This window comes from Ruegeria sp. BA12 (assembly GCF_056539625.1).
This window is the reverse complement of the sequence record NZ_JBQFVF010000001.1, coordinates 309,483-331,049: the sequence shown is the minus strand read 5'-3', so window position 1 is coordinate 331,049 and position 21,567 is coordinate 309,483. Positions and strand designations below refer to the sequence as shown.

Genomic DNA, 21,567 nt, shown 5'->3' with positions numbered 1-21,567 from the left:
TTCGAGTTTTACCATGTTTCGGTTTTTCAGGGCACGAGAGGCCCTTTCTTCTTTATCCAAGGGTCATTCCACACAAAACGTGCGGGCAACCGACTGCGCGGTGACGGCATCACTGCCGGATAAAGGGCAACTGAACATTCCAGTGGCCGATATCAGGGCCGAAGACCTGACAGCCCGTAACACCATTGAAGAAGGGCGCACACTGGCCAGACAGGACCGCTGGGCCAAGCTGTCCAAAATGATGCATGCCGCCGACAAGGACCGCGCAATCGCATCGGACGCAACACCGATTGCCGATCTGTTGGCCTTTGGCGCGCGTTCCGACGTTGTATTGGCAGTGGAACATGCCCTGTCGGATGGCAGCGCGCTGTGCGAATATGACTTGCTGGGCGGTATCTCAGAGCTTGAAGACGAAATGCGTGAGCATCCGGGTGATCCGATGATTACGCTGGTGGTCGCCTTAGCACACATTGACCTGGCCTGGGCATGGCGCGGAACCGCAACGGATGCCACGTTGCCGCCCCTTCACCGGTCGCGTTGCGCGGCCCATTTCGACCGGGCCGCAGACCTTTTGCCGACATGCCGCGCTGCGTTGCCAGACAGCCCCATTGTCGCAGCCGCAAGCTGTGCCCTGTTGGCAGGTCAACGGAAGACCAACCAGCGTGTAGCCGAAGAATACGAACGCCTGATCTCCCTGGATCCGCACAATCAGCGGCCTATGCGGGCGATGGGCACGCATCTGCTGCCGCGTTGGTTTGGCAGCTATGAAAAGCTTGAAGTTCAGGCACTGCGGAACGCCGCGCGGACTGGCGACATCTGGGGCGCTGGCGGCTATACTTGGGTCCAGTTTGACGCCATCGCATTGGACGAAGAGGCCTGCGCTCGTCTGGATGTCGAGTACTTCCTGGAAGGGTTGGATGACATTTTGCATCGCCGCCCCGATCAGCAGACCGTCAACATGCTGTCGGCCTATTGCGCCATCACGATACAGAACGGTCAGGGCCTGAACGAAAAGGCCGACCTTGTGCGCTCGCAAATTCACGAAGCTGCAAACAGGCTGATCCGCGACCACATGACTGAACTGCACCCGCTGATCTGGGCGCATGCCGCGAATGGGTTCAACAACTCGGTTCGCATCAATTCTGCCGAACGGTTTGCAGCCCGCGGCAAGCGCGATGCGTTGCGTGCCATCCGTGATCTGTTCCGCGAGGAACTGCGCAGCGGCACGGACGTGACCTTTACACCGTCTGGTCTGCGCCTGTCTCAACACTGATTCCCCCTTGCCCCTCGCCCCTGCCGGGCCTAATACGCAGGCTTAGACTTCTGCGGAAATGAGGCGCGCCATGCTCGACCTGACATATGAAATGCCCAAACCCAAAACCATTGCCGGGGCCAAGCACGATTGGGAACTGGTGATCGGGATGGAGGTGCATGCGCAGGTCTCGTCCAATGCCAAACTGTTCTCGGGAGCGTCGACCCAATTTGGGGCCGAACCGAACGCGAACGTGGCCTTTGTGGACGCGGCGATGCCGGGCATGCTGCCAGTGATCAACGAATACTGCGTCGAACAGGCCGTCCGCACCGGGCTGGGCCTGAAGGCGGATATCAACTTGAAATCGGCGTTTGACCGCAAGAACTATTTCTATCCTGACCTGCCGCAGGGATACCAGATTTCCCAACTTTATCACCCGATTGTGGGTGAAGGTGAAGTGCTGGTTGAAATGGGTGATGGAACCGCGCGCAACGTGCGGATCGAACGCATCCATATGGAGCAGGATGCGGGCAAATCGATCCACGACATGGACCCGCATATGTCCTTTGTCGATTTGAACCGGACCGGTGTCTGCCTGATGGAGATCGTCAGCCGCCCCGACATTCGCGGACCCGAAGAAGCGGCGGCCTATATCGTCAAGCTGCGTCAGATCCTGCGCTATCTGGGCACCTGTGATGGCAACATGCAAAACGGCAACCTGCGGGCTGATGTGAACGTCTCAATCTGTTTGCCGGGCGCGTATGAGAAATACCAGGAAACGCAGGATTTCTCGCATCTGGGCACCCGCTGCGAAATCAAGAACATGAACTCAATGCGCTTTATCCAGCAAGCGATCGAGGTCGAAGCCCGCCGCCAGATTGCCATTGTCGAAGCTGGCGGCAAGGTCGATCAGGAAACCCGCTTGTACGACCCGGACAAGGGTGAGACCCGCTCGATGCGGTCCAAGGAAGAGGCGCATGACTATCGCTACTTCCCCGACCCCGACCTGCTACCGCTTGAGATCGAGCAGGCATGGGTGGACGACATCGCCGCCAAACTGCCGGAACTGCCCGACGACAAGAAAGCACGCTTCATAAGCGAATTCGGCCTGACCGATTATGACGCGTCCGTGCTGACTGCCGAGGTGGAATCGGCCGCCTATTTCGAAGAAGTTGCCAAGGGCCGCAACGGTAAGCTGGCCGCAAACTGGGTCATCAACGAACTGTTCGGTCGTCTGAAGAAAGAAGACCACGACATAACGGAATCGCCCGTGTCTCCGGCACAATTGGGTGGGATCATCGACCTGATCGCATCGGACGCGATCTCGGGCAAGATCGCCAAGGACTTGTTCGAGATCGTCTATACCGAAGGCGGCGATCCGGCGCAGATCGTGGAAGAGCGCGGCATGAAACAGGTGACCGACACCGGCGCGATTGAATCCGCACTGGATGAGATCATCGCAGCCAACCCGGCGCAGGTTGAAAAGGCCAAGGTGAACCCGAAACTGGCGGGCTGGTTCGTCGGCCAGGTGATGAAAGCCACGGGTGGCAAGGCCAACCCCAAGGCGGTGAACGAACTGGTCAGCAAGAAGCTGGGCTCGTAAAGCCTTCGAGATATCGAACAGTCGCGGCGGGGTTTGAACAAAACCCTGCCGTTTTTCTTTCCGCCACGTCCATGCGATGAAGACTTTCCCAAAATCGCCAACATGTTAGATTGCCGGAACACGGCAACCAGGAAAATCCGATGCAGCGCTACGAATACAAAGTTGTCCCAGCCCCGCAAAAAGGCACCAAGGCCAAGGGCGTCAAAACCGCCGAAGGACGGTTTGCAGCATCCGTGGAACAGCTGCTGAACGAGATGGGGCAAGACGGCTGGGAATATCAGCGGGCCGAATTGCTGCCCAGCGAGGAACGCACTGGCCTGACCGGTTCAGCCGTGAACTGGCGCAATGTGTTGGTCTTTCGGCGCGAGACCGAGGCGTCTTTTGTCTCGACCCGCAACCCGACCGAAACGCCGGACAGCGTGCCGCTGGCGCAACCCGTACCTGGACCCGAAACAGTTGTTGCCCCGGCTCCGATTGCCGAAGAGGTGAATGACCCGCCCCTGTCGCTGAAAGGGTCCGAGGCGAAATCTGAACCTCCAGAAAAGCCCTGATCGCGGCGAGCCTCAAGTCAAGCGCAGCACGTTTTTCCCTGTTGTATCGGAGGGCAAGGCACCGTTGCGTATGAGCAATAGACGCAGCAATCGCCCTCCAAAGGCTTCAGCACTTGGTGGCAGGATTTGCATTCATAGAACCACTGACACGCGTCCGTGGGCATGGTTTCCGTTTCGACGTGCCCACAGGATGGGCAGGTCAGGGTGGACTCGAGCGTAAAGGCCGTCTCCGTTCTGGACATTTGATCCCTCCCCTCAAAGCACTTTGGGCCAGCTACCCCCCAATATCCAGCGCCAGAGCATGGATGCGCGGCACGATATCGCCCAGCGCCTTGTGTACAGCGCGGTGGCTGGCGACGCGGGACTGGCCCTCGAACGCGCTGGCGCGGATGCGGACATTGAAATGGCTCTCGCCTCCGTCCTGATACCCGGCATGGCCGCGGTGGCTTTCGCTGTCGTCGATGACCTCCAGCTCACGCGGATTGAACGCGGCTTCAAGGCGCTGATGGATTTCGTCACTCACGCTCATTTTTTCGCTCAGCGGCAAAAAATTTACCGCTCCCCCTCTTCTACTTTCGGCTGCTTAGACTAAACTGCTGCCTCCGAGTCGAAAAGATGCCTTGTCGAGGATCAGAGCATGGTAAAATCAGACCCCTTCGGATTCGATATGTCCGTTTCCAGCGCAAAGAAAAAGAACCCGCGCGGGCGCCGGGGGATGTCGGGCGCATCTGAAACCTCGACGCGAATCTGCGATCACGAGGGTTGTGAGGAGGCCGGTAAGTTTCGTGCGCCCAAGGCGCCGGATGTGCTGGACGACTTCTACTGGTTCTGCCAGCAGCACGTCCGCGAATATAACAACAAGTGGAACTTCTTCGACGGCACCACCGAGGCCGAGTTGAACGCGCAACGTTCCAAGGACAAAGTGTGGGAGCGTGAGACCAAGCCGATGGGCGACCCCGAGGCACGCGCCTGGGCGCGTCTGGGCATCGAAGACCCGCATCAGGTTTTAGGCGAGAACGCCACCAAGAACCCCGGCCGCGCCAATTCCGGCGGCCGCCGCCTGCCCCCAACCGAACGCCGCGCAATCGAGATTCTTGAAGCGCAGGACAGCTGGTCCAAGGCTGAGGTGCGCAAGGCCTACAAAAAGCTGATCAAGGTATTGCACCCGGACATGAACGGCGGCGACCGCTCCCAAGAGGAACAGCTGCAAGAGGTCGTCTGGGCCTGGGATCAGATCAAGGACAGCCGGAATTTTAAGTAAGCTCTACTACGCTGAAAACGTACCCCGCAGCGCCTGCGCTTCGGGGCGTTTCAAGCAACGAAGTTTGGTTTTTGGCACCTGCGCGCTGTCACTGAGTTCGGGAAATAGCGCGCGCAGTTCGTCAACATCTTCGCGGCTGAAAGAATTCAAAGACTGACCGCCGACATACAGGCTTTCACTTTGCAGGCCATGCGAGGACAGGATGGCATGCTGCTCGCAGGCAATGTGAAAGTAGGTGACGGGCTCATCCGTTCCTATCTGACGGATCGTATCATCGTTGACCAGATGAATCGCGGCCGAGAAGACCATCGGTTCCCCAAATAGCAATTCGGCCCGCCAGCCTTCAATCACAATCCGGTGCTGCGGGGATACGTACAGATCGCGGTTGGGCAGACCTTTGCCTAACGCGTTTCGCTGAATTCTCACTGGGCGAAACCTTGGCTGGAAGCGCAAAGTCTGAGCGCTGAGTGTTCGTTTCCCGATCCAAACAATAGGAAGGGTTTGACCATCAGATACGCAAACCCTGTCGCCCACCGCCAAATCCTCGACCGGTCGCGGGCCTGCGGTTGTTTCGATTAAGGTACCGGCAACAAAACAAGGCGGGTTCGACGGATCGAGATCACTCTGAGTGATCTTCCAATTGCCGGTGCTCATTGGTCCGGTTGGGTCGTTTGTGTCCCAAGCGAAAATCTGTGTGCCGACCTGAATAAATTCGCCGGAGTCGCCGTTGCTCACCCTGGTGCCTTGCCCAAGGTAGGTATAAGGCTGAAACGTAAGGCCCCCGTCGAATGAGATCGTTTGACCATCAACAATCGCTGGCTGAGTCGTGTTTTGAACGACTAAGTCGCCCGGGCCAGTTGTGTTTACGGTGTGCAGTAGGACATCAAAAGCCATCGAATTCGCCCTTTGCGCCAGCAATGGTCAAAACGGGGGCGCCATCATGCGACGGGTGGATGGGCACTCTTTCGCGACTGCTAGTCTCGTTCAATTACGCCTCACAAATTAAGACAATCGGACTATTCCCTTAAGCTCAGTCTACAAGATTCTATTTTAACCCAAATTAAATATTTCGATATTTGTATTTGATTGAGAATATTCTTCCTTACAAGCACCCTCCTTGATCGCTTTAGCTATCTGTGCGCATTCATCCCGATAAGGCCAGTTTCGAAGAAACATCCTCTCAGCCTCCGCGCGGCGCCTCTTTCCCTTGCCCTTCCCGGCAATATGTTGCACCACACACGGGTTCAAACCCGGCAAAACGGGCCAAAGGATAAGGACAAGGCGAATGGCTGACGGATCGATTGATATCAACGCAAAACCCACCGAAGAAATCTCGGTTCGCGATGTTTTTGGCATTGATACCGACATGGCGGTCAAGGGCTTTGCAGATCGCAGCGACCGGGTTCCGGCAATCGACCCGACTTATAAGTTTGATCCTGAAACCACGCTGGCGATTCTGGCAGGCTTTTCGCATAACCGCCGTGTCATGATTCAGGGCTATCACGGCACTGGTAAATCGACCCATATCGAACAGGTTGCCGCCCGTCTGAACTGGCCCGCTGTACGTGTGAACCTGGACAGCCACATTAGCCGGATCGACCTGATCGGTAAGGATGCGATCAAACTGCGTGACGGCAAACAGGTCACTGAATTCCACGAGGGCATCTTGCCCTGGGCGCTGCGCAACCCGGTAGCCATCGTGTTCGACGAATACGATGCAGGCCGCGCCGACGTGATGTTCGTGATCCAGCGCGTACTGGAACATGACGGCAAGCTGACCCTGCTGGATCAGAACGAGATCATCACGCCGAACCCGAATTTCCGCCTGTTCGCCACTGCAAACACCGTGGGTCTGGGTGACACCACTGGCCTCTATCACGGGACGCAGCAGATCAACCAGGCGCAGATGGACCGCTGGTCGCTGGTCTCGACCCTGAACTACCTGAGCCACGACGCCGAGACGATGATCGTCCTGTCGAAAGCGCCGCATTACAATACCGAGAAAGGCCGCAAAACCGTCAGCCAGATGGTGACCGTTGCTGATCTGACCCGGACCGCCTTTATGAATGGCGACCTGTCCACCGTGATGAGCCCGCGAACCGTGATCAACTGGGCCCAGAACGCCGAAATATTCCGCGACGTGGGCTATGCCTTCCGCCTGTCCTTCCTGAACAAATGTGACGAACTGGAACGCCAGACCGTTGCCGAGTTCTATCAGCGTTGCTTTGACGAGGAACTGCCGGAAAGCGCGGCCAGCACAAGCCTGGGATAAGTAGGTGCAATTTGCCGCGCAAAAATGCGTGTTCATCCACGTACCGAAAACCGGAGGAAACTTTTTTACGCGTTGTTTCCTTCGGTTCTCAGACGATGCCATCGTCACCAGCGGCCACCAAGACGGTACAGACCGGTTCGAACTAAGCGGTGACGCAACCAAGTCCAAGCATCAGACACTTGCGGAATACAGCCAACTGATTGGCCCGGCCTTTGCCGAGTATACCGCTTATGCCTTTGCCCGCCCTCCGGTCGAGCGGATGATCTCGCTGTACTATTCGCCCCACCGCTGGATGCGCGCGCAAGAAGGGGGTGGTTTCGGCCTTGATCCCCGCAACGAACCAATAAACCTTGAGGAATTTGAGACACTTGTGTCGGCTAACAAATCCATCTCGGACTTGCTGGATATCAAAAATGTTTCAGGTAGGTTAACTGTCAACAAAAGCGCCCGGCATGCGTCAGGGGCGCGCGTGTCGCTGTTGGATTTTGCCGATTTACGGCACGGGCTTGAGACATTTGGCCGGGAAAACGGCTTTGACCTAACCGACATGCCCGGCAAGAAAGTGAACTCCAGTGCTGTAAACGATCCCATGAAGCTCAACACCGGACAGATGCGTGACTTGACGAATATCGTTATGCGCTCGCACCACGGCAAAGATCAGAAACTGTTCCGGAAAAATGGGCTTAAGGGAGTGCTTGAGGGTCTTGTAGGATGGTTCAGGTAGGAACCGCCAAGTCGTTTTGGGGCGCACAAGGCTGGGCAATCTCCCTGGCCTGTAGTTTATAGTTAGTTTGACGCACGCCACCCATCGAGACACCCCATGATTTTACCATAGGTCCCGCTCTGGTTTCATGCGAAAACGGGGTTGGCCCTATGGTCAAGGCCCTGAATTGGCACTAGGTTGCCGGGACAGAACAAGACCGGACTGCCACCGATGAGCAAACCCAACGACAACCCCGCTGATCCGTTCAAGAAGGCTTTGGCCGAAGCCACCAAAGTTATGGCCGACGACCCTGAATTGAACGTGACCTACACAGTCGACCCTTCTGGTATATCGGGCGAGTCGATGCGTCTGCCGCAAGTCAGCCGCCGGATGACGCGCGAAGAGGTTTTGCTGGCACGCGGTACGGCGGATGCTCTGGCGCTGCAGCGGAAATACCATGACGACGCCACCCATGCGCGCTACGCGCCTCCGGGTGATATGGCGCGGGATTTGTACGAGGCGATGGAAGTCGCGCGATGCGAGGCGATGGGTGCGCGGGATATGCCCGGCACTGCCAGCAATATCGACGTCAAGATTGGGCATGAGGCCCTGCGGCGCGGATACGACCAGTGCAAGCAGCCAGCGGATGCACCGTTAGCGGTTGCTGCGGGCTATCTGATCCGGCACCTGGCCACGGGGCGGGACCTGCCCCCGGCGGCCTCTAACATCATGAACCTGTGGCGTGGATTTATCGAAGAACAGGCCGGTGGCACGCTGGAAAACCTAGACGAACTGCTCTCGGACCAGGCGGAATTCGCCAAGTTTGCCCGCCAGATGATCAAGGATCTGGGTTACGGCGACCAGCTGGGCGATGACCCTGATGAGTTGGACGACGAACAGGAAGATCAGGCTGAAGACGACGCCGAGGAACAGCCCGATCCCGACAGCACCGGCCAGGATGACCAAGAGGAGCAGGACGCCGACGCCACGCCCGAGCAAACGCAGGAAGAACAGCAGGACCAATCTCAGGCGCAGGTCTCGATGGATGAGATGGCCGAAGATGAGATGGGCGATGAGGCAGAGATGCCCGAAGGTGAGGCTCCTCTGGAACCCCCTGCCCCTCCGCCGGCATCCGAAGCTGATCCCGATTACAAGGTCTACCTGAACACCTACGACGAAGAGATCGCAGCCGAGGATCTGGCCGAACCGGCCGAGCTGGAACGACTGCGAGCCTATTTGGATCAACAGTTGGAGCCCCTGAAGGGCGCTGTTAGCCGATTGGCCAACAAGTTGCAGCGTCGCCTGCAGGCACAACAGAACCGCAGCTGGGAATTCGACCGCGAAGAAGGCATTCTGGATGCGGGCCGTCTGGCGCGAGTTGTGGCAAACCCAACTACGCCGCTCAGCTTCAAGGTCGAGAAAGACACCGAATTCCGCGACACGGTGGTAACGCTGTTGTTGGACAACTCGGGCTCCATGCGCGGGCGTCCGATTTCTATTGCGGCGATCTGTGCGGATGTTCTGGCGCGCACGCTGGAACGCTGCAACGTGAAGGTTGAGATTTTGGGCTTTACCACCCGCGCGTGGAAAGGCGGATTGGCACGCGAGGCGTGGCTGAATGATGGCCGGCCGCAACAGCCGGGGCGTCTGAATGATTTGCGCCACATCATCTACAAGGGCGCGGATGCCCCTTGGCGGCGCGCACGGCCCAATCTGGGCCTGATGATGAAAGAGGGGCTGCTGAAAGAGAATATCGACGGCGAGGCGTTGGAATGGGCGCATCGCCGAATGCTGGCCCGGCGCGAAGCACGCAAAATTCTGATGGTGATTTCGGATGGTGCGCCGGTCGACGATTCAACACTCAGCGTCAACCCCGCGAATTATCTGGAAAAACACCTGCGCGACGTGATCGCCATGGTGGAAAAGCGCAAAATGGTGGAACTGCTGGCTATCGGCATCGGTCACGACGTCACCCGCTATTACGACCGCGCGGTGACGATCACTGACGTCGAACAACTGGCAGGCGCAATGACCGAGCAACTGGCAGCCCTGTTCGATAGTGATCCTCGCGCACGTGCGCGGGTGATGGGGATGAAAAGGGCCAGCTGAGGCTGGCCTTGCCCCGGGCCAAAGAATTTTCCAAAAGAATAAGGGGTGAACCCCCGCTTGGGAGAGGTATGTGATGTTTCAGTCCTTTGAGGTGACGGCGCGCCCGGAACAGGGGCCACCCCGGTTGGCGGCTCTGCGGGGTGAAATTGCGAACGAAGGGCTGGACGGATTTCTGATCCCGCGCGCAGACGCGCATCAGGGCGAATACGTGGCCGCTCGAGATGAAAGGTTGGCTTGGCTGACAGGGTTCACGGGATCAGCAGGGTTTTGCGCCGTGTTACCAGATATAGCGGGCGTGTTTGTCGATGGCCGGTATCGAACCCAGGTCAAGGCGCAGGTCGCCGCCGAATTCACTCCGGTTCCGTGGCCCGAGGTCAACCTGAGCACCTGGTTGAAGGAACACCTTCCCGATGGCGGCAAGGTAGGTTTTGATCCGTGGCTGCATGCAGCAGGTCAGATCACAAGCGCAAAGAAAGAGCTGACCGACAGCGGCATCGAACTGGTGCGCTGTGACAATCTGGTGGACCGCGTGTGGTCCGACCAGCCCACCGCCCCGATGAACCCGGTCAAGACCCATCCGATTGAGTTTGCAGGTGAAACCGCGGACAGCAAAATCACCCTTCTGGCCGAAGCCCTGCGCGAGGCAAATTGCACAGCCGCAGTAATCACGTTGCCGGATTCGATCATGTGGCTTTTGAATATTCGCGGCTCGGATATCGGGTACAACCCGGTGGCGCATTGCTTTGCTATTCTACATGCCGGTGGCCGGGTGGATCTGTTCATGGATCAGGAAAAACTGTCCGAGCCGTTGACGGATCAGGTTACCGTCCACGCGCCGGGGGCATTTCTGGACGCCGTTACAGCGCTTGAGGGGAAGATACAGGTCGATTTGGGAACGCTGCCTCAGGCTGTGGCCGATGTGTTGCAGGATCGGATGGTGGATGGCGGAGATCCCTGCGCCTTGCCCAAGGCCTGCAAGAATGCGGCCGAGATCGCGGGCAGCGCCGAAGCGCATCTGCGCGATGCAGCGGCGGTTATTGAAACCCTTTGCTGGTTGGATGCGCAGGCTCCGGGTACCCTGACCGAGACGCAGGTGGTGACCCGCCTTGAAGAGAGCCGGCGCAAGGACAATGCGCTGCAGGATATCTCGTTCGACACGATTGCCGGCACTGGTCCGAACGGCGCGATCATGCATTACCGCGTGACCGAAGAAACCGACAGCCGCCTTGAAGACGGTCATATTCTGGTTCTGGACAGTGGCGGGCAATATCTGGACGGCACCACTGACATCACGCGAACTATCGCCGTCGGTAATGTCGGAGATGAGGAAAAATCCTGCTTTACCCGCGTATTGAAGGGCATGATTAACCTATCCATGCTGCGCTGGCCTGTCGGGCTGGCCGGGCGTGACATCGAATGTATCGCACGGGCCCCGCTTTGGGCCGCGGGTCAGGATTTCAATCACGGTGTCGGACACGGTGTCGGTGCCTACCTCAGCGTTCACGAAGGCCCCCAGCGCCTGTCCAAAGTCAGCCATGTGCCCTTGCAACCCGGCATGATCCTTTCCAACGAACCGGGCTATTACCGCGAGGGCGCCTTTGGTATCCGCATCGAAAACCTCGTAGTTGTTCAAGAAGCCCCAGCCCTGCCCGGTGGTGACGCGGAACGCGCGATGCTGAACTGGCGGACCCTGACATACGTCCCAATTGACAGAAGGCTAATCGTGACTGACATGTTGACGTCGGCAGAGCGTGACTGGCTGAATACCTATCACTACGACGTTGCGAAAAAACTGCGCTCAAGGCTGGGCGACGACGCGCAACTGTGGTTGGATGCCGCAACTGCGCCGATCTGACACTGACCTGTTACATACACAGAGCAGAAGAGAGGCCGAAAATAAGACGAGGGAAGAAAAATGGTTGAGATCACAATCCGCAGAGCTCCGGGCAAATGGAGCGTTCGTTCCGGTGGTGCCGTACTGGGTGAAAGCACTGGCGCGCTGGAACTGATCGAAGGTGATCTGACTCCGGTGATCTATTTCCCCCGTACCGATATCGCGATGGCCTTTCTGGATAGCACCGACAAGATCACCCACTGCCCACACAAGGGGGATGCCTCGCATTTTTCGATCGTCAACAAATCCTCGGTGACCGAAAACGCCGCGTGGAGCTATGAAACCCCCGTTCCCGCCATGGCCGAGATCAAAGGTTATGTGGCCTTTTACCCGGTTGAATCGGTGAAGGTAGAGCAGATCTAGCGAAAGACCTTTCCGACGCTCTACCTACTGTTCAATCGGGTACTCTTCCCAAAAAGCTTATGGTCGGGCCTCATGAATAACTCGACAGGTTGTTTGCGATTTTGGAGTTTTGTCACGTACTTGTTTCTTCATGCTTGCCAACCTCTTGGCCACATTAGATTCGCATGCCAAAATTGCAGCTTCCTGTGCCTCAGTCCGGTCTGAGAACCTCCATGAATACCCAAAAGAGCCGATATCTGAGATCACGAATGCGCCCGATGAAGGTGGAGCGTTTTTCTTTTGGTATTTCCGGAACTCGGTGTTTCCATCCTGGCTAAGTGTGGTGCCCTCAAATGTCGGATCATAGTCTTTTGGCACTATAACAGCGTAAACCGCGCACGTATCCGGGTATTCAGAAAGCAAACGGCAATCTCTTAGGCTTTGCTCTTTCGCGACAGCAAGCGAGTGACGGTTGGCAACCCAACCACTGCTGTTTTGTCCAGAAACAACAAATGCCGCAAAATACTCTTTGGTTTTAAACTCTCTGAACCTGGATTTTTGTCGTTTCGACAGTTTTAGATCCATCAAAACAGAAGTTTTCTTGGAAGATTTGTTAAGCTTTATCTCAGCAGAAACAGCCGGGACTGTGACCGCATTAACCGCACCCAGCAAAGCAGCCAACCTAAAGTAAAATTTCACGCACAGGCCTTTCCGATTCTCACGTAGGAAATTCTAATATTGATGGTTTCGAAGCTTCTTTCCAGAAAGAATGCTTTGTTGCTCGCAAGGTAAGATGAAACGAGATTTTTCTTAAAACGTTGGCACCAATTTAGGTATGCTTCTTTCCCTCACGCACCTGTTGCATGCATGTGAACAGCGGCCGATGCACACTGGACATGGACACCATCGGAGGATGCCATGTCGATCACGCGCCGCAGTTTCACTGGTATGCTGGCCGCAGCCGCATTGCCCAACGCACTTTCAGCACAGCAAGACCCCGTGCTTGAGGCCGTGAGGTCCACCTTGTACGGCAGCAGTTCTGAATTCAAACAGGGCATGGCCTTTCTGGTGCAGCGTGGCAACCCGGATGTAGTCCCGGCCCTGCTGACCGGAATGCGTTACGGAGGGCGACGTACCGACGAAATCGCCGAAGTGATGCAGACCCTGACCGGTCAGAACCTTGGCACTGACTGGTTCGATTGGATGTTGTGGCAGGAAAAGAACCCGCAGGTGGTCCCGCACTCTTCGTTGATTCCGTTCAAGCGTGAGGTTCTTCTGGGGATTGACCCGAATTTTGACGACTTCTTGCGCCCAAAATACCTGCAGCGCGACAAGATGAAGATCCGGCTAGAGGAAATCACCTGGGGCGGCGTTAGCAAGGACGGCATCCCGTCGCTCGACAATCCGGCACTGATCTCGGCCTCAAAAGCCAGCTACATGAAAGACGACGATCTGGTCTTTGGCGTCTCGATCAATGGGGATGAGCGCGCCTATCCGCTGCGGATCATGGGGTGGCACGAGATGTTCAACGAGGTGATCGGTGGCGTCCCCGTAGCGCTGGCTTATTGCACGCTGTGCGGGTCGGGTATCTTGTTCGAAACACAAGTGGCGGGACGGCGGAAACCGTTTGTCTTTGGATCATCTGGTTTCCTGTACCGTTCCAACAAGCTGATGTTTGATCGCGAGACGCATTCGCTGTGGAACCAATACACCGGAAAGCCGGTTGTGGGCCCGCTGGTCGGCAGTGGAATCACGCTCCAGCAGCGCCCGGTAGTGATCACCACATGGGAAAGCTGGAAGTCCTCACACCCTGGCACGCGCGTCCTGTCTCAGAATACCGGCCATCGGCGCAACTATGGCTCCGGCGTGGTCTATCGTGAGTATTTCGCCTCGCCCGAACTGATGTTTCCAGCACTGGTTGACCAATCCGAACATCGGCAGAAAGACTATATCTTCGCTATCCGCCAGTTCGGTGCGGCGCGGGCCTGGCCTTTGGATGCGTTTAGCAAGACGCGCGTGATCAATGACGCGATTGCCAACCGGCCGCTGGTTCTGATCGGCAATCCCGACAAGCGCGCGGTACGGGCGTATGAACGCAGCTCGCACCGGTTCACCGCGTCCAACGGCGGCCTGGTGGATCAGACCGGACAGAAATGGACCATGACCGAAGAGGCGTTGATCGGACCAGACGGAACTCGCTTGCCGCGTGTGGCTGGACATATCTCTTACTGGTTTGCATGGGACAATTATCTGGGCGACGCGGCAACGGTCTACGACGGTTAGGAATGTTCCTCGGCCGCCGTGGCGGCCAGCGCCCGGTTATAGGCCTTGAGCGCGTCGATATGAAAGAGCGCACCAACCGGGGATTCGTTACCCTCGTCGTCAATCACCACAACCGGGATGCAAGGGATGTCGTCGTGGTCGAAATAGGGCATCGCCGCCTCAAGCGTGGCACTGGCCTGTACGCATAGCCCCTGCTCTATCAACTCCTGTGCCTTTTCTTTGGTGATCGAGCGCGGGTCCCCAATCGGGCGCATCACCGCCCCGGTGCGCAACATCGCCAACAAATAGGCCTGTGGTCCTGCGGCCAGATGAACATCGCGGCGCTCCAGCTGAGTCAGGAAGAACGACCGGTCCACAAGACGCGAGGCCAAGGCTGTCGACATCGAAACCGAGACCATCACCGCAATTCCGATCTGCCAATCTCCGGTCAGCTCAAAAACGATCATCGTGGTGGAAATCGGCGCACCCAGCACTGCGGCGGCCACGGCACCCATGCCCGCAAAGGCATAGAGCGTATGGGTCCCGGACACATCCGGCAACAGCCCGGTGGCGATTAACCCAAAGGCCAATCCGGTCAGAGCGCCAACCATCAGCGAAGGAGAAAACACACCACCGCCCATGCGTCCCCCCATGGTGATCGCCAAAGCAACTGTTTTTATCACGGCAAACAAGATCGCGACGGTCAGGGTCAGATCGCCAGTCAGGGCACGGATTGTCGTTTCATATCCGACCCCGATGATATGCGGAAACCAGATCGCTAGCAGTCCCAGCATCGCACCGGACACGGCGGGGCGCAGCCAACGTGGCAGCGACAGGCGATTTTGAACGTGAGTGCCGATGTCCTCGGCAAAGAAGATCGAGCGCATCAACAGCAACGACACCAGCCCGCAGATCAGCCCAAGGATCAAAAAGGCTGGCAGCTCCACATAGAATTGCAGCGAGCCCGGGGTTTCCAGAACGAACTCGGTTACATCTCCGTATTCCAGCCGGTTGATCACCGTACCCGCGACCGAGGCGATAACAATGGGTGCAAAAGCGTGCACAGCAAAGTGGCGTAGCACCACCTCAAGCGCGAATAGCGCCCCAGCGATGGGTGAGTTAAAACTGGCTGAAACCGCCGCCGCCACAGCGCAGCCCAACAGATCGCGGCCGGTGATGCCATCCGCGTGGATACGGTCACTGACCCAGGTCGAGATTACCCCGGCCATATGCACCACCGGGCCTTCCCGCCCGGTTGACCCGCCAGTGCTGAGCGTGATCAGCGAGGCAAAGAACGAGGCGATCCCCGCCTTGCCCTCGACCCGGCCATTGGTCAGCGCCGAACCCTCGATCACGTCTGCGACCGAGCGTACGCGCCCGTCATCGGTGAATCTGTGCAGGATGACACCAACAATAAGACCGCCGATGATCGGCGTAATCAGGATCAGGAACCACGGCAATTTCTCAGCATGGCTGTGCAGCAACAGGATATCGTCTGTGTCGTAGACATAGGCCTGCAGCGACCGGATCGCCTTGCGGAACCCAAGGGCCATAAACCCTGCCGCAATCCCAATTGCCAACGCAATGAACCAGAACTGAATCTGGCTAGGCCCACGTCGCAACATAACCCGCCATGCATCCTTCATCGCGGCCAGAGCCTGATTGAGCTGGTTGCGCAGAACGGTGCGGGTCGTTTGGGTCATTGGCACTCGGGGATCAAGGTATATTCCTTAGTAAGCCACGGAGCCCCCTTATAAAAGTAGGATCGCGACGGTTTGAAAACCGGAAAGCGGCAAATTTAACTCAGGCGTCCAACAATGCGCGGGCGGCGGCGCGCGCCTCGTCCGTGATGGTGTCCCCTGCGACCATCCGGGCGATTTCATCCACACGGTCTGGTTCGGCCAGCGGAATAACGGTGGACAATGTCTGCCCGCCAGTTACCTGTTTTTGAACCCGCCAATGATGCGCCGCGCGGGCGGCAACCTGCGGCGAGTGGGTCACGACCAGAACCTGCCCCCCCTGTGCCAAAGATGCCAGACGGCGACCCACCGCATCAGCAGTCGCCCCACCGACACCCCGGTCGATTTCATCAAAGATCATAGTGCGGGCGCTATCGTCGCCGGTCAGACACACTTTGAGCGCCAGCAAAAACCGGCTGAGTTCCCCGCCCGAAGCGATCTTATTCAGTGGGCCAGACGGAGCGCCGGGATTGGTGGCAACGGTAAAGGCCACCGCATCCACCCCCTCAGGTCCGGGATCGGCGCCCGTGATTTCGGTTTGAAATACCGCACGCTCCATCTTCAACGGTGCAAGCTCGGCCATCACGGCCGCATCCAATTGTCCGGCCGCCTGTTGGCGCGCGGCGCTAAGTGCGGCGGCGGCGTTGTCATAGGTTTCCTGTGCAGCCGCAACCGCAGCACGCCGATCCGCCAAGTCGGCGTCACCTGCATCCAGCCGGGTCAGTCGATCACGCAGCGTGTCGGCAAAAACCCCCAAATCGTCAGGCACCACATCATGCTTACGGGCCAACGCTCGGATGGCGAAAAGACGTTCTTCTGCGGCTTCAAGCTCAGCCGGGTTAAAATCCAAAGCTTGAAGGCAGGCGCTCACCCCGTCCTGCGCTTCACCCAATTCGATCAAGGCGCGCCCCAATGCGGCTATCGGGGCCTCAAGCTGCCCGCCCGCATTGTCGGACACGCCTTCCAACCACCGCACCGCGTCAGACATCGCCACCTCGGCCCCATCTGCGCCCAACAGGTCAAAAGCACGGGCAACGTCATCGCGAATGCGTTCAGCCCCTTGCATCATGCGCCGACGGGCATCCAATTCAGCATCCTCACCGGGCTGAGGGTCCAGCTTGTCCAACTCGGCAACGGCGTGGCGCAGAAACTCCTCCTCGGCGCGCATGGCGGCCAGCGTCGCCTCGGTCTCGGCCAAATCCTTACGCGCGCGGGACATATCCATCCACGCCGCACGCACAGCTGCCAGAAGGTCCTCTACCCCCGCATAGTCATCCAGCATTGCCCTATGCCCGCGCGGGTTCAGCAACCCGCGATCATCATGCTGGCCGTGCAGTTCGATCAACGTCTCGGACAGGGCGCGCAGTACCTCACCGGAACAGCGCCGGTCATTGACCCAAGCGGTCTTGCGTCCCTCGGCTGTATTAACCCGGCGCAGGATCAGTTCCTCACCACCAGGCAAGCCTGCCTCGGCCAGAATCGCATGGGCGGGGTGGCCATCTGGCAACTCAAACTCGGCTACAACCTCCCCCTGCGCGACGCCTTGCCGAACCAATTCAGCCCGCCCTCGCCAGCCCAGCACGAAACCCAGCGAATCCAGCAAGATCGACTTGCCCGCCCCGGTTTCACCGGTCAATGCGTTCAAACCCGGCTGAAACGTCAATTCCAGCCGGTCAATGATCAGCATGTCGCGGATATCAAGGGCGCGCAGCATCGGGTCTTAGCGTCCCACGCCTTTAGCCATGACGATTACAACCACTCACCTTTGATGGTCTGACGGTAGATGGTGCTTAGCCAATTGTTTCCACGGCTCTTCAATTCCAACCCACGCGAGGTCAGCAATGCATAGCCCGCATCGTACCATTCCGACGATTGATAGTTGTAACCCAAGATAGCACCGGCTGACTGCGCCTCATCCACCAAGCCCAGCGACAGATAGGCTTCGATCAGACGATACAGCGCCTCAGCTGTGTGGGTTGTGGTCTGGAAATCTTCGACCACGACACGGAATCGGTTGATTGCAGCGGTATAGTGATCCTGACGCAGATAATAGCGCCCGATCTCCATTTCCTTACCAGCAAGATGGTCGAAGGCCAGATCGAATTTCAGAACCGCCGACGTGGCATATTCGCTATCAGGATAAACCTCGATCACTGTGCGCAGAGATTGCAGCGCCTGAAAAGTCAGCCCTTGGTCGCGGCCAACCTCGTCAATCTGGTCATAGTAGCTCAGCGCCAAAAGATACTGCGCATAGGCTGCATCTTCGTCTGTTGGATAAAAGTCGATATAGCGCTGCGCCGCCGCCCGGCTTTCTTCATAGTTCTTGTCCGTGTGGAACGAGAACGCCTGCATGATCAGCGCGCGCTTGGCCCAATCCGAATAGGGATACAAACGCTCAACTTCCGAGAAGTACCACGCCGCATCATCCGAGCGATTCTGCGACAGCTCAAACTCGCCGCGTGTGTAAATCTGTTCTGGCGTAAAGCCTTCCAGGTTCTGATTGCGGTCTGCGCCTTTTCCGCCGCATGCCGTCAAAACTGCTGTCAGAAGAATCGCGCCTGCGAGCCTGACTGCCGCTTTGGTGCCAACCATTCCGCCTATCCTCGTCGTATTGCTTATCGGGGCACGCCCCTGATTGGCCTTTGGTCTAGCATAGATAATTCCGGGGCAAAACGCCTTAGTACACTCACTAGCGGAATTGTCGGCAGAGTTGATCCAATCAGGCGACTTCGGGGATTTCGTCCCAAACAAGGCCCTGGCCCGGCAGACGCGCGGCCTGTTCGGGGGTACACAGGACCGGACGCACCGCACCAGGTGTTTCAAACAGCTTGCGCAGCAGCGTGTTGGTCATCGCGTGGCCGGATTTGTCGCCAGTGAAGTGACCCAGAATCGGGCCTCCCGCCAGGTAAAGGTCGCCCAGAGCATCCAGCATCTTGTGGCGAACAGCCTCATCCGCATGGCGGAAACCGCCAGGGGTCAGAACTTCGTCACCCTGTACAACGACAGCGTTTTCCAGCGTCCCGCCCAAGGCCAGGCCGTTTTCGCGCATCGCTTCAACGTCTGTGCGGCGGCAGAATGTGCGGCAATCGCTAAGCTCACGCGCGAACGAGCCGTTACGCATGTCCAGCGTTTTGGTCTGATTGCCAATTGCGCCGTCTTCGAAATCAATGTGGAAATCGATGATCAACCCATCCGCAGGCGCGATTGTTGCGCTGGCGCCTTCGCGCGTAGCTGTGACGGGCTTGAGAACTTCGAACGCAAGAACAGGGCTGGCCTGACGACGTACACCCTTGGCCATGATACCGCGCACGAAATCAATCGACGACCCATCCATGATCGGAACTTCGGGTCCGTCAATCTCGATCAGCGCGTTATGCACGCCGCATCCGGCGAGCGCGGCCATGATATGTTCGACGGTCGACACCGAAACATTTGCATCGTTCACCAGACGGGTGCAAAGCGGCGTCCGCTCGACCACGTCATAGATCGCGGGGATCAGCGCATTGCCCAGCTCGATATCCGTCCGTTTGAACCAGATGCCGTGACCGGCGGCTGCCGGTTTCAGGACCATCGTCGCAGGCTTGCCGCTGTGCAGCCCGACGCCTGTAAACGTGATCGGAGATTTGAGCGTATGTTGCAAGGTGAACCTCGGTGAGTGGTGTCCGGCCTTTTCGGTCCGTGTTGGACACTCACCTAAGGAAGCAAGCGTCAACGCTCAACTCACTCTTTGTAACTGAATGAAACATGAATGTAACAGATCGGCAAAAGCCTGCTTACATACAGTTAAAGCCGTGTATTTCAAAAGAAAAGGGCCGCCAAAAGGCGACCCTAAGTCGTTAATTTGTTACCGTGATCAGTTGGCCTGACGACGCAGGAAGGCGGGAATTTCGATCCGATCCTGTTCGGGGTCGGCCTCATCATGCGCAGGTGCCGTAGCGTCAGCTTGGCGCATCGGGGGCTGCTGGCGCACCGGCTGTGCCGGCGTATCAGCGGCGTGGCCGGTCATCCGGTCGATCAGGCGGTTAAAGCCGAACCGGGAACGATCCTGCCCTTCAGCCTGCGGTGCGGGGGCCGGTTGCGGTGCCTGTGGGCGCGGCGCCGCATACCCACGTTCAGAGGCCGGGACATTTTGTACAGCGGCCTGCAAACGCTGCAGCGCTTCGGGCGACGGTGTGCCTGCGGAGTGCTGTGGCTGCGGTGCTACAAAGCTTTCCGGCGCGGGTTCAACCGGTTCAGGTGTCGGCTCGAACTCAGCCACGCGGGGCTGATAGGCCGGGGGTGGCAGACCGTCATCGTCACGCTCCACCTGCGGCTGCGCCGGTTCCTCGGCGGTTTCGAACAGCGAAGGTTCACGGTTCACTTCTGACTGGGGCGCGGGCTCCGCCACTTCGGCCACAGCAGCGGGGGTCTCATCCTGCTGCGCCTCTTCTGCGGAAACGGTGCGGGTCAGCGGCTCGGACATCGAGCGACGCGCAACCGGAACGTCGACGGGCTTTTCACTGGCGTCGATACCAGTGGCCACAACCGACACACGCATACCGCCTTCCATCACGGTATCTAGGGTCGAACCGACGATGATGTTGGCCTCGGGGTCCACTTCCTCGCGGATGCGGTTGGCCGCTTCGTCCAACTCGAACAGGGTCAGGTCGTGCGAGCCGGTGATGTTGATCAGCACGCCCTTGGCACCCTTGAGGCTAATTTCGTCCAGCAGCGGGTTGGCAATCGCCTTCTCAGCCGCCTGAACCGCGCGATCTTCACCGGTGGCCTCGCCAGTGCCCATCATCGCCTTGCCCATCTCGTCCATCACGGCACGAACATCAGCAAAGTCGAGGTTGATCAGACCCGGACGGACCATCAGGTCAGTCACACCTTTAACGCCCTGATACAGAACGTCATCCGCCATCGAGAATGCCTCGGTGAACGTAGTCTTTTCGTTGGCCAGGCGGAACAGGTTCTGGTTCGGAATGATAATCAGCGTGTCGACAACCTTTTGCAGCGCCTCAACGCCGTCTTCGGCCTGACGCATCCGCTTGGCGCCTTCAAACTGGAAGGGTTTTGTGACAACGCCAACAGTGAGAACGCCAAGCTCCCGCGCTGCCTGCGCGATGATCGGCGCCGCACCCGTACCGGTGCCACCGCCCATACCAGCTGTAATAAAGCACATATGTGCGCCAGCCAGATGGTCGACGATCTGCTCGATGCTTTCTTCGGCCGCCGCAGCGCCCACGGTCGGACGGGCCCCTGCCCCCAGACCTTCGGTCACTTTCACGCCCAATTGCACCCGCGCCGAAGACTGGCTTTGCTGCAGCGCCTGCGCATCAGTGTTGGCGACGACAAAATCAACGCCGTCCAGCTGTTTCTCAATCATGTTGTTGACAGCGTTGCCGCCCGCGCCACCAACGCCAAATACTGTAATCCGAGGCTTCAGTTCGTCGTGCCCGGGCATCGAAAGATTCAATGTCATGCTCTGTCCGCCTGTTTTATTGACCCGCCAAAGCGGTGTTTTTCTTACCTATCCGCTTACAATCCTACCGGTCCAAACAGCAAAGGTCACGCCAAAAATCGCCGAATCCCACAAA

General features: G+C 58.0%; 19 protein-coding genes. 10 read left to right on the top strand and 9 right to left on the bottom strand.

Annotation, left to right across the window (positions count from 1 at the left end):
- Positions 1-100 precede the first annotated feature (100 nt).
- The 3 genes from ACR0B0_RS01635 to ACR0B0_RS01625 all read left to right on the top strand — a co-directional run bounded on the left by ACR0B0_RS01635 (position 101) and on the right by ACR0B0_RS01625 (position 3,406).
- Positions 101-1,273, top strand: coding sequence for a hypothetical protein (locus tag ACR0B0_RS01635; protein WP_367647900.1), 1,173 nt, complete (start codon positions 101-103; stop codon positions 1,271-1,273).
- A 70-nt stretch (positions 1,274-1,343) separates the two neighbouring features.
- The gene (gene gatB, locus ACR0B0_RS01630) at positions 1,344-2,855 is read left to right on the top strand and encodes an Asp-tRNA(Asn)/Glu-tRNA(Gln) amidotransferase subunit GatB (protein WP_170360228.1); all 1,512 of its coding nucleotides are present in this window, start codon (positions 1,344-1,346) and stop codon (positions 2,853-2,855) included.
- A 140-nt stretch (positions 2,856-2,995) separates the two neighbouring features.
- Complete coding sequence (locus ACR0B0_RS01625) at positions 2,996-3,406, top strand: DUF4177 domain-containing protein (protein ID WP_480646130.1); 411 nt, start codon at positions 2,996-2,998, stop codon at positions 3,404-3,406.
- A 17-nt stretch (positions 3,407-3,423) separates the two neighbouring features.
- On the opposite strand, the gene ACR0B0_RS01620 is transcribed toward ACR0B0_RS01625, so the two are convergent.
- Both ACR0B0_RS01620 and ACR0B0_RS01615 read right to left on the bottom strand, forming a co-directional pair.
- The gene (locus ACR0B0_RS01620) at positions 3,424-3,648 is read right to left on the bottom strand and encodes a GDCCVxC domain-containing (seleno)protein (RefSeq protein ID WP_226688691.1); all 225 of its coding nucleotides are present in this window, start codon (positions 3,646-3,648) and stop codon (positions 3,424-3,426) included.
- A gap of 32 nt (positions 3,649-3,680) precedes the next feature.
- The gene (locus ACR0B0_RS01615; protein ID WP_170360232.1) at positions 3,681-3,935 is read right to left on the bottom strand and encodes a BolA family protein; all 255 of its coding nucleotides are present in this window, start codon (positions 3,933-3,935) and stop codon (positions 3,681-3,683) included.
- Between the two features lie 108 nt (positions 3,936-4,043).
- On the opposite strand from ACR0B0_RS01615, the gene ACR0B0_RS01610 reads away from it, so the two are divergent.
- A complete protein-coding gene (locus ACR0B0_RS01610; protein WP_170348074.1) occupies positions 4,044-4,667 on the top strand; it encodes a J domain-containing protein in 624 nt (207 codons plus the stop codon).
- Between the two features lie 6 nt (positions 4,668-4,673).
- On the opposite strand, the gene ACR0B0_RS01605 is transcribed toward ACR0B0_RS01610, so the two are convergent.
- Complete coding sequence (locus ACR0B0_RS01605; protein WP_480646128.1) at positions 4,674-5,402, bottom strand: Hint domain-containing protein; 729 nt, start codon at positions 5,400-5,402, stop codon at positions 4,674-4,676.
- A gap of 550 nt (positions 5,403-5,952) precedes the next feature.
- Here ACR0B0_RS01605 and cobS point away from each other — a divergent pair.
- From cobS to ACR0B0_RS01580, 5 genes are all read left to right on the top strand, one after another.
- Complete coding sequence (gene cobS / locus ACR0B0_RS01600; RefSeq protein WP_170348070.1) at positions 5,953-6,939, top strand: cobaltochelatase subunit CobS; 987 nt, start codon at positions 5,953-5,955, stop codon at positions 6,937-6,939.
- 4 nt (positions 6,940-6,943) lie between these two features.
- Positions 6,944-7,663, top strand: a complete 720-nt coding sequence (locus tag ACR0B0_RS01595; protein WP_170360238.1) for a sulfotransferase family 2 domain-containing protein — start codon at positions 6,944-6,946, stop codon at positions 7,661-7,663.
- A gap of 210 nt (positions 7,664-7,873) precedes the next feature.
- The gene (gene cobT, locus ACR0B0_RS01590; protein WP_170348067.1) at positions 7,874-9,751 is read left to right on the top strand and encodes a cobaltochelatase subunit CobT; all 1,878 of its coding nucleotides are present in this window, start codon (positions 7,874-7,876) and stop codon (positions 9,749-9,751) included.
- Positions 9,752-9,824: 73 nt separating this feature from the next.
- Positions 9,825-11,606, top strand: coding sequence for an aminopeptidase P family protein (locus ACR0B0_RS01585; protein WP_170548066.1), 1,782 nt, complete (start codon positions 9,825-9,827; stop codon positions 11,604-11,606).
- 60 nt (positions 11,607-11,666) lie between these two features.
- Positions 11,667-12,008 carry a DUF427 domain-containing protein gene (locus ACR0B0_RS01580; protein WP_170348062.1) on the top strand — a complete coding sequence of 114 codons (342 nt, stop codon included), beginning with the start codon at positions 11,667-11,669 and terminating at the stop codon, positions 12,006-12,008.
- A gap of 57 nt (positions 12,009-12,065) precedes the next feature.
- Here ACR0B0_RS01580 and ACR0B0_RS01575 read toward each other — a convergent pair whose 3' ends face one another.
- Entirely contained in the window at positions 12,066-12,686 is a 621-nt protein-coding gene (locus ACR0B0_RS01575) for a hypothetical protein (protein ID WP_170348060.1), read from the bottom strand.
- Positions 12,687-12,905: 219 nt separating this feature from the next.
- On the opposite strand from ACR0B0_RS01575, the gene ACR0B0_RS01570 reads away from it, so the two are divergent.
- Positions 12,906-14,270 (top strand): DUF3179 domain-containing protein, encoded by a 1,365-nt coding sequence (locus tag ACR0B0_RS01570; RefSeq protein WP_170348058.1) that lies wholly within the window; start codon positions 12,906-12,908, stop codon positions 14,268-14,270.
- On the opposite strand, the gene ACR0B0_RS01565 is transcribed toward ACR0B0_RS01570, so the two are convergent.
- The 5 genes from ACR0B0_RS01565 to ftsZ all read right to left on the bottom strand — a co-directional run bounded on the left by ACR0B0_RS01565 (position 14,267) and on the right by ftsZ (position 21,452).
- Positions 14,267-15,952, bottom strand: a complete 1,686-nt coding sequence (locus ACR0B0_RS01565; protein ID WP_170360248.1) for a chloride channel protein — start codon at positions 15,950-15,952, stop codon at positions 14,267-14,269. The genes ACR0B0_RS01570 and ACR0B0_RS01565 overlap by 4 nt on opposite strands.
- A 100-nt stretch (positions 15,953-16,052) precedes the next feature.
- Positions 16,053-17,702, bottom strand: coding sequence for a DNA repair protein RecN (gene recN / locus ACR0B0_RS01560; RefSeq protein ID WP_480646126.1), 1,650 nt, complete (start codon positions 17,700-17,702; stop codon positions 16,053-16,055).
- 35 nt (positions 17,703-17,737) lie between these two features.
- Complete coding sequence (locus ACR0B0_RS01555) at positions 17,738-18,580, bottom strand: outer membrane protein assembly factor BamD (protein WP_170348054.1); 843 nt, start codon at positions 18,578-18,580, stop codon at positions 17,738-17,740.
- A 127-nt stretch (positions 18,581-18,707) separates the two neighbouring features.
- The gene (gene lpxC, locus ACR0B0_RS01550) at positions 18,708-19,628 is read right to left on the bottom strand and encodes a UDP-3-O-acyl-N-acetylglucosamine deacetylase (RefSeq protein WP_170409144.1); all 921 of its coding nucleotides are present in this window, start codon (positions 19,626-19,628) and stop codon (positions 18,708-18,710) included.
- Between the two features lie 213 nt (positions 19,629-19,841).
- Entirely contained in the window at positions 19,842-21,452 is a 1,611-nt protein-coding gene (gene ftsZ / locus ACR0B0_RS01545; RefSeq protein WP_170548061.1) for a cell division protein FtsZ, read from the bottom strand.
- Between the last annotated feature and the right edge of the window lie 115 nt (positions 21,453-21,567).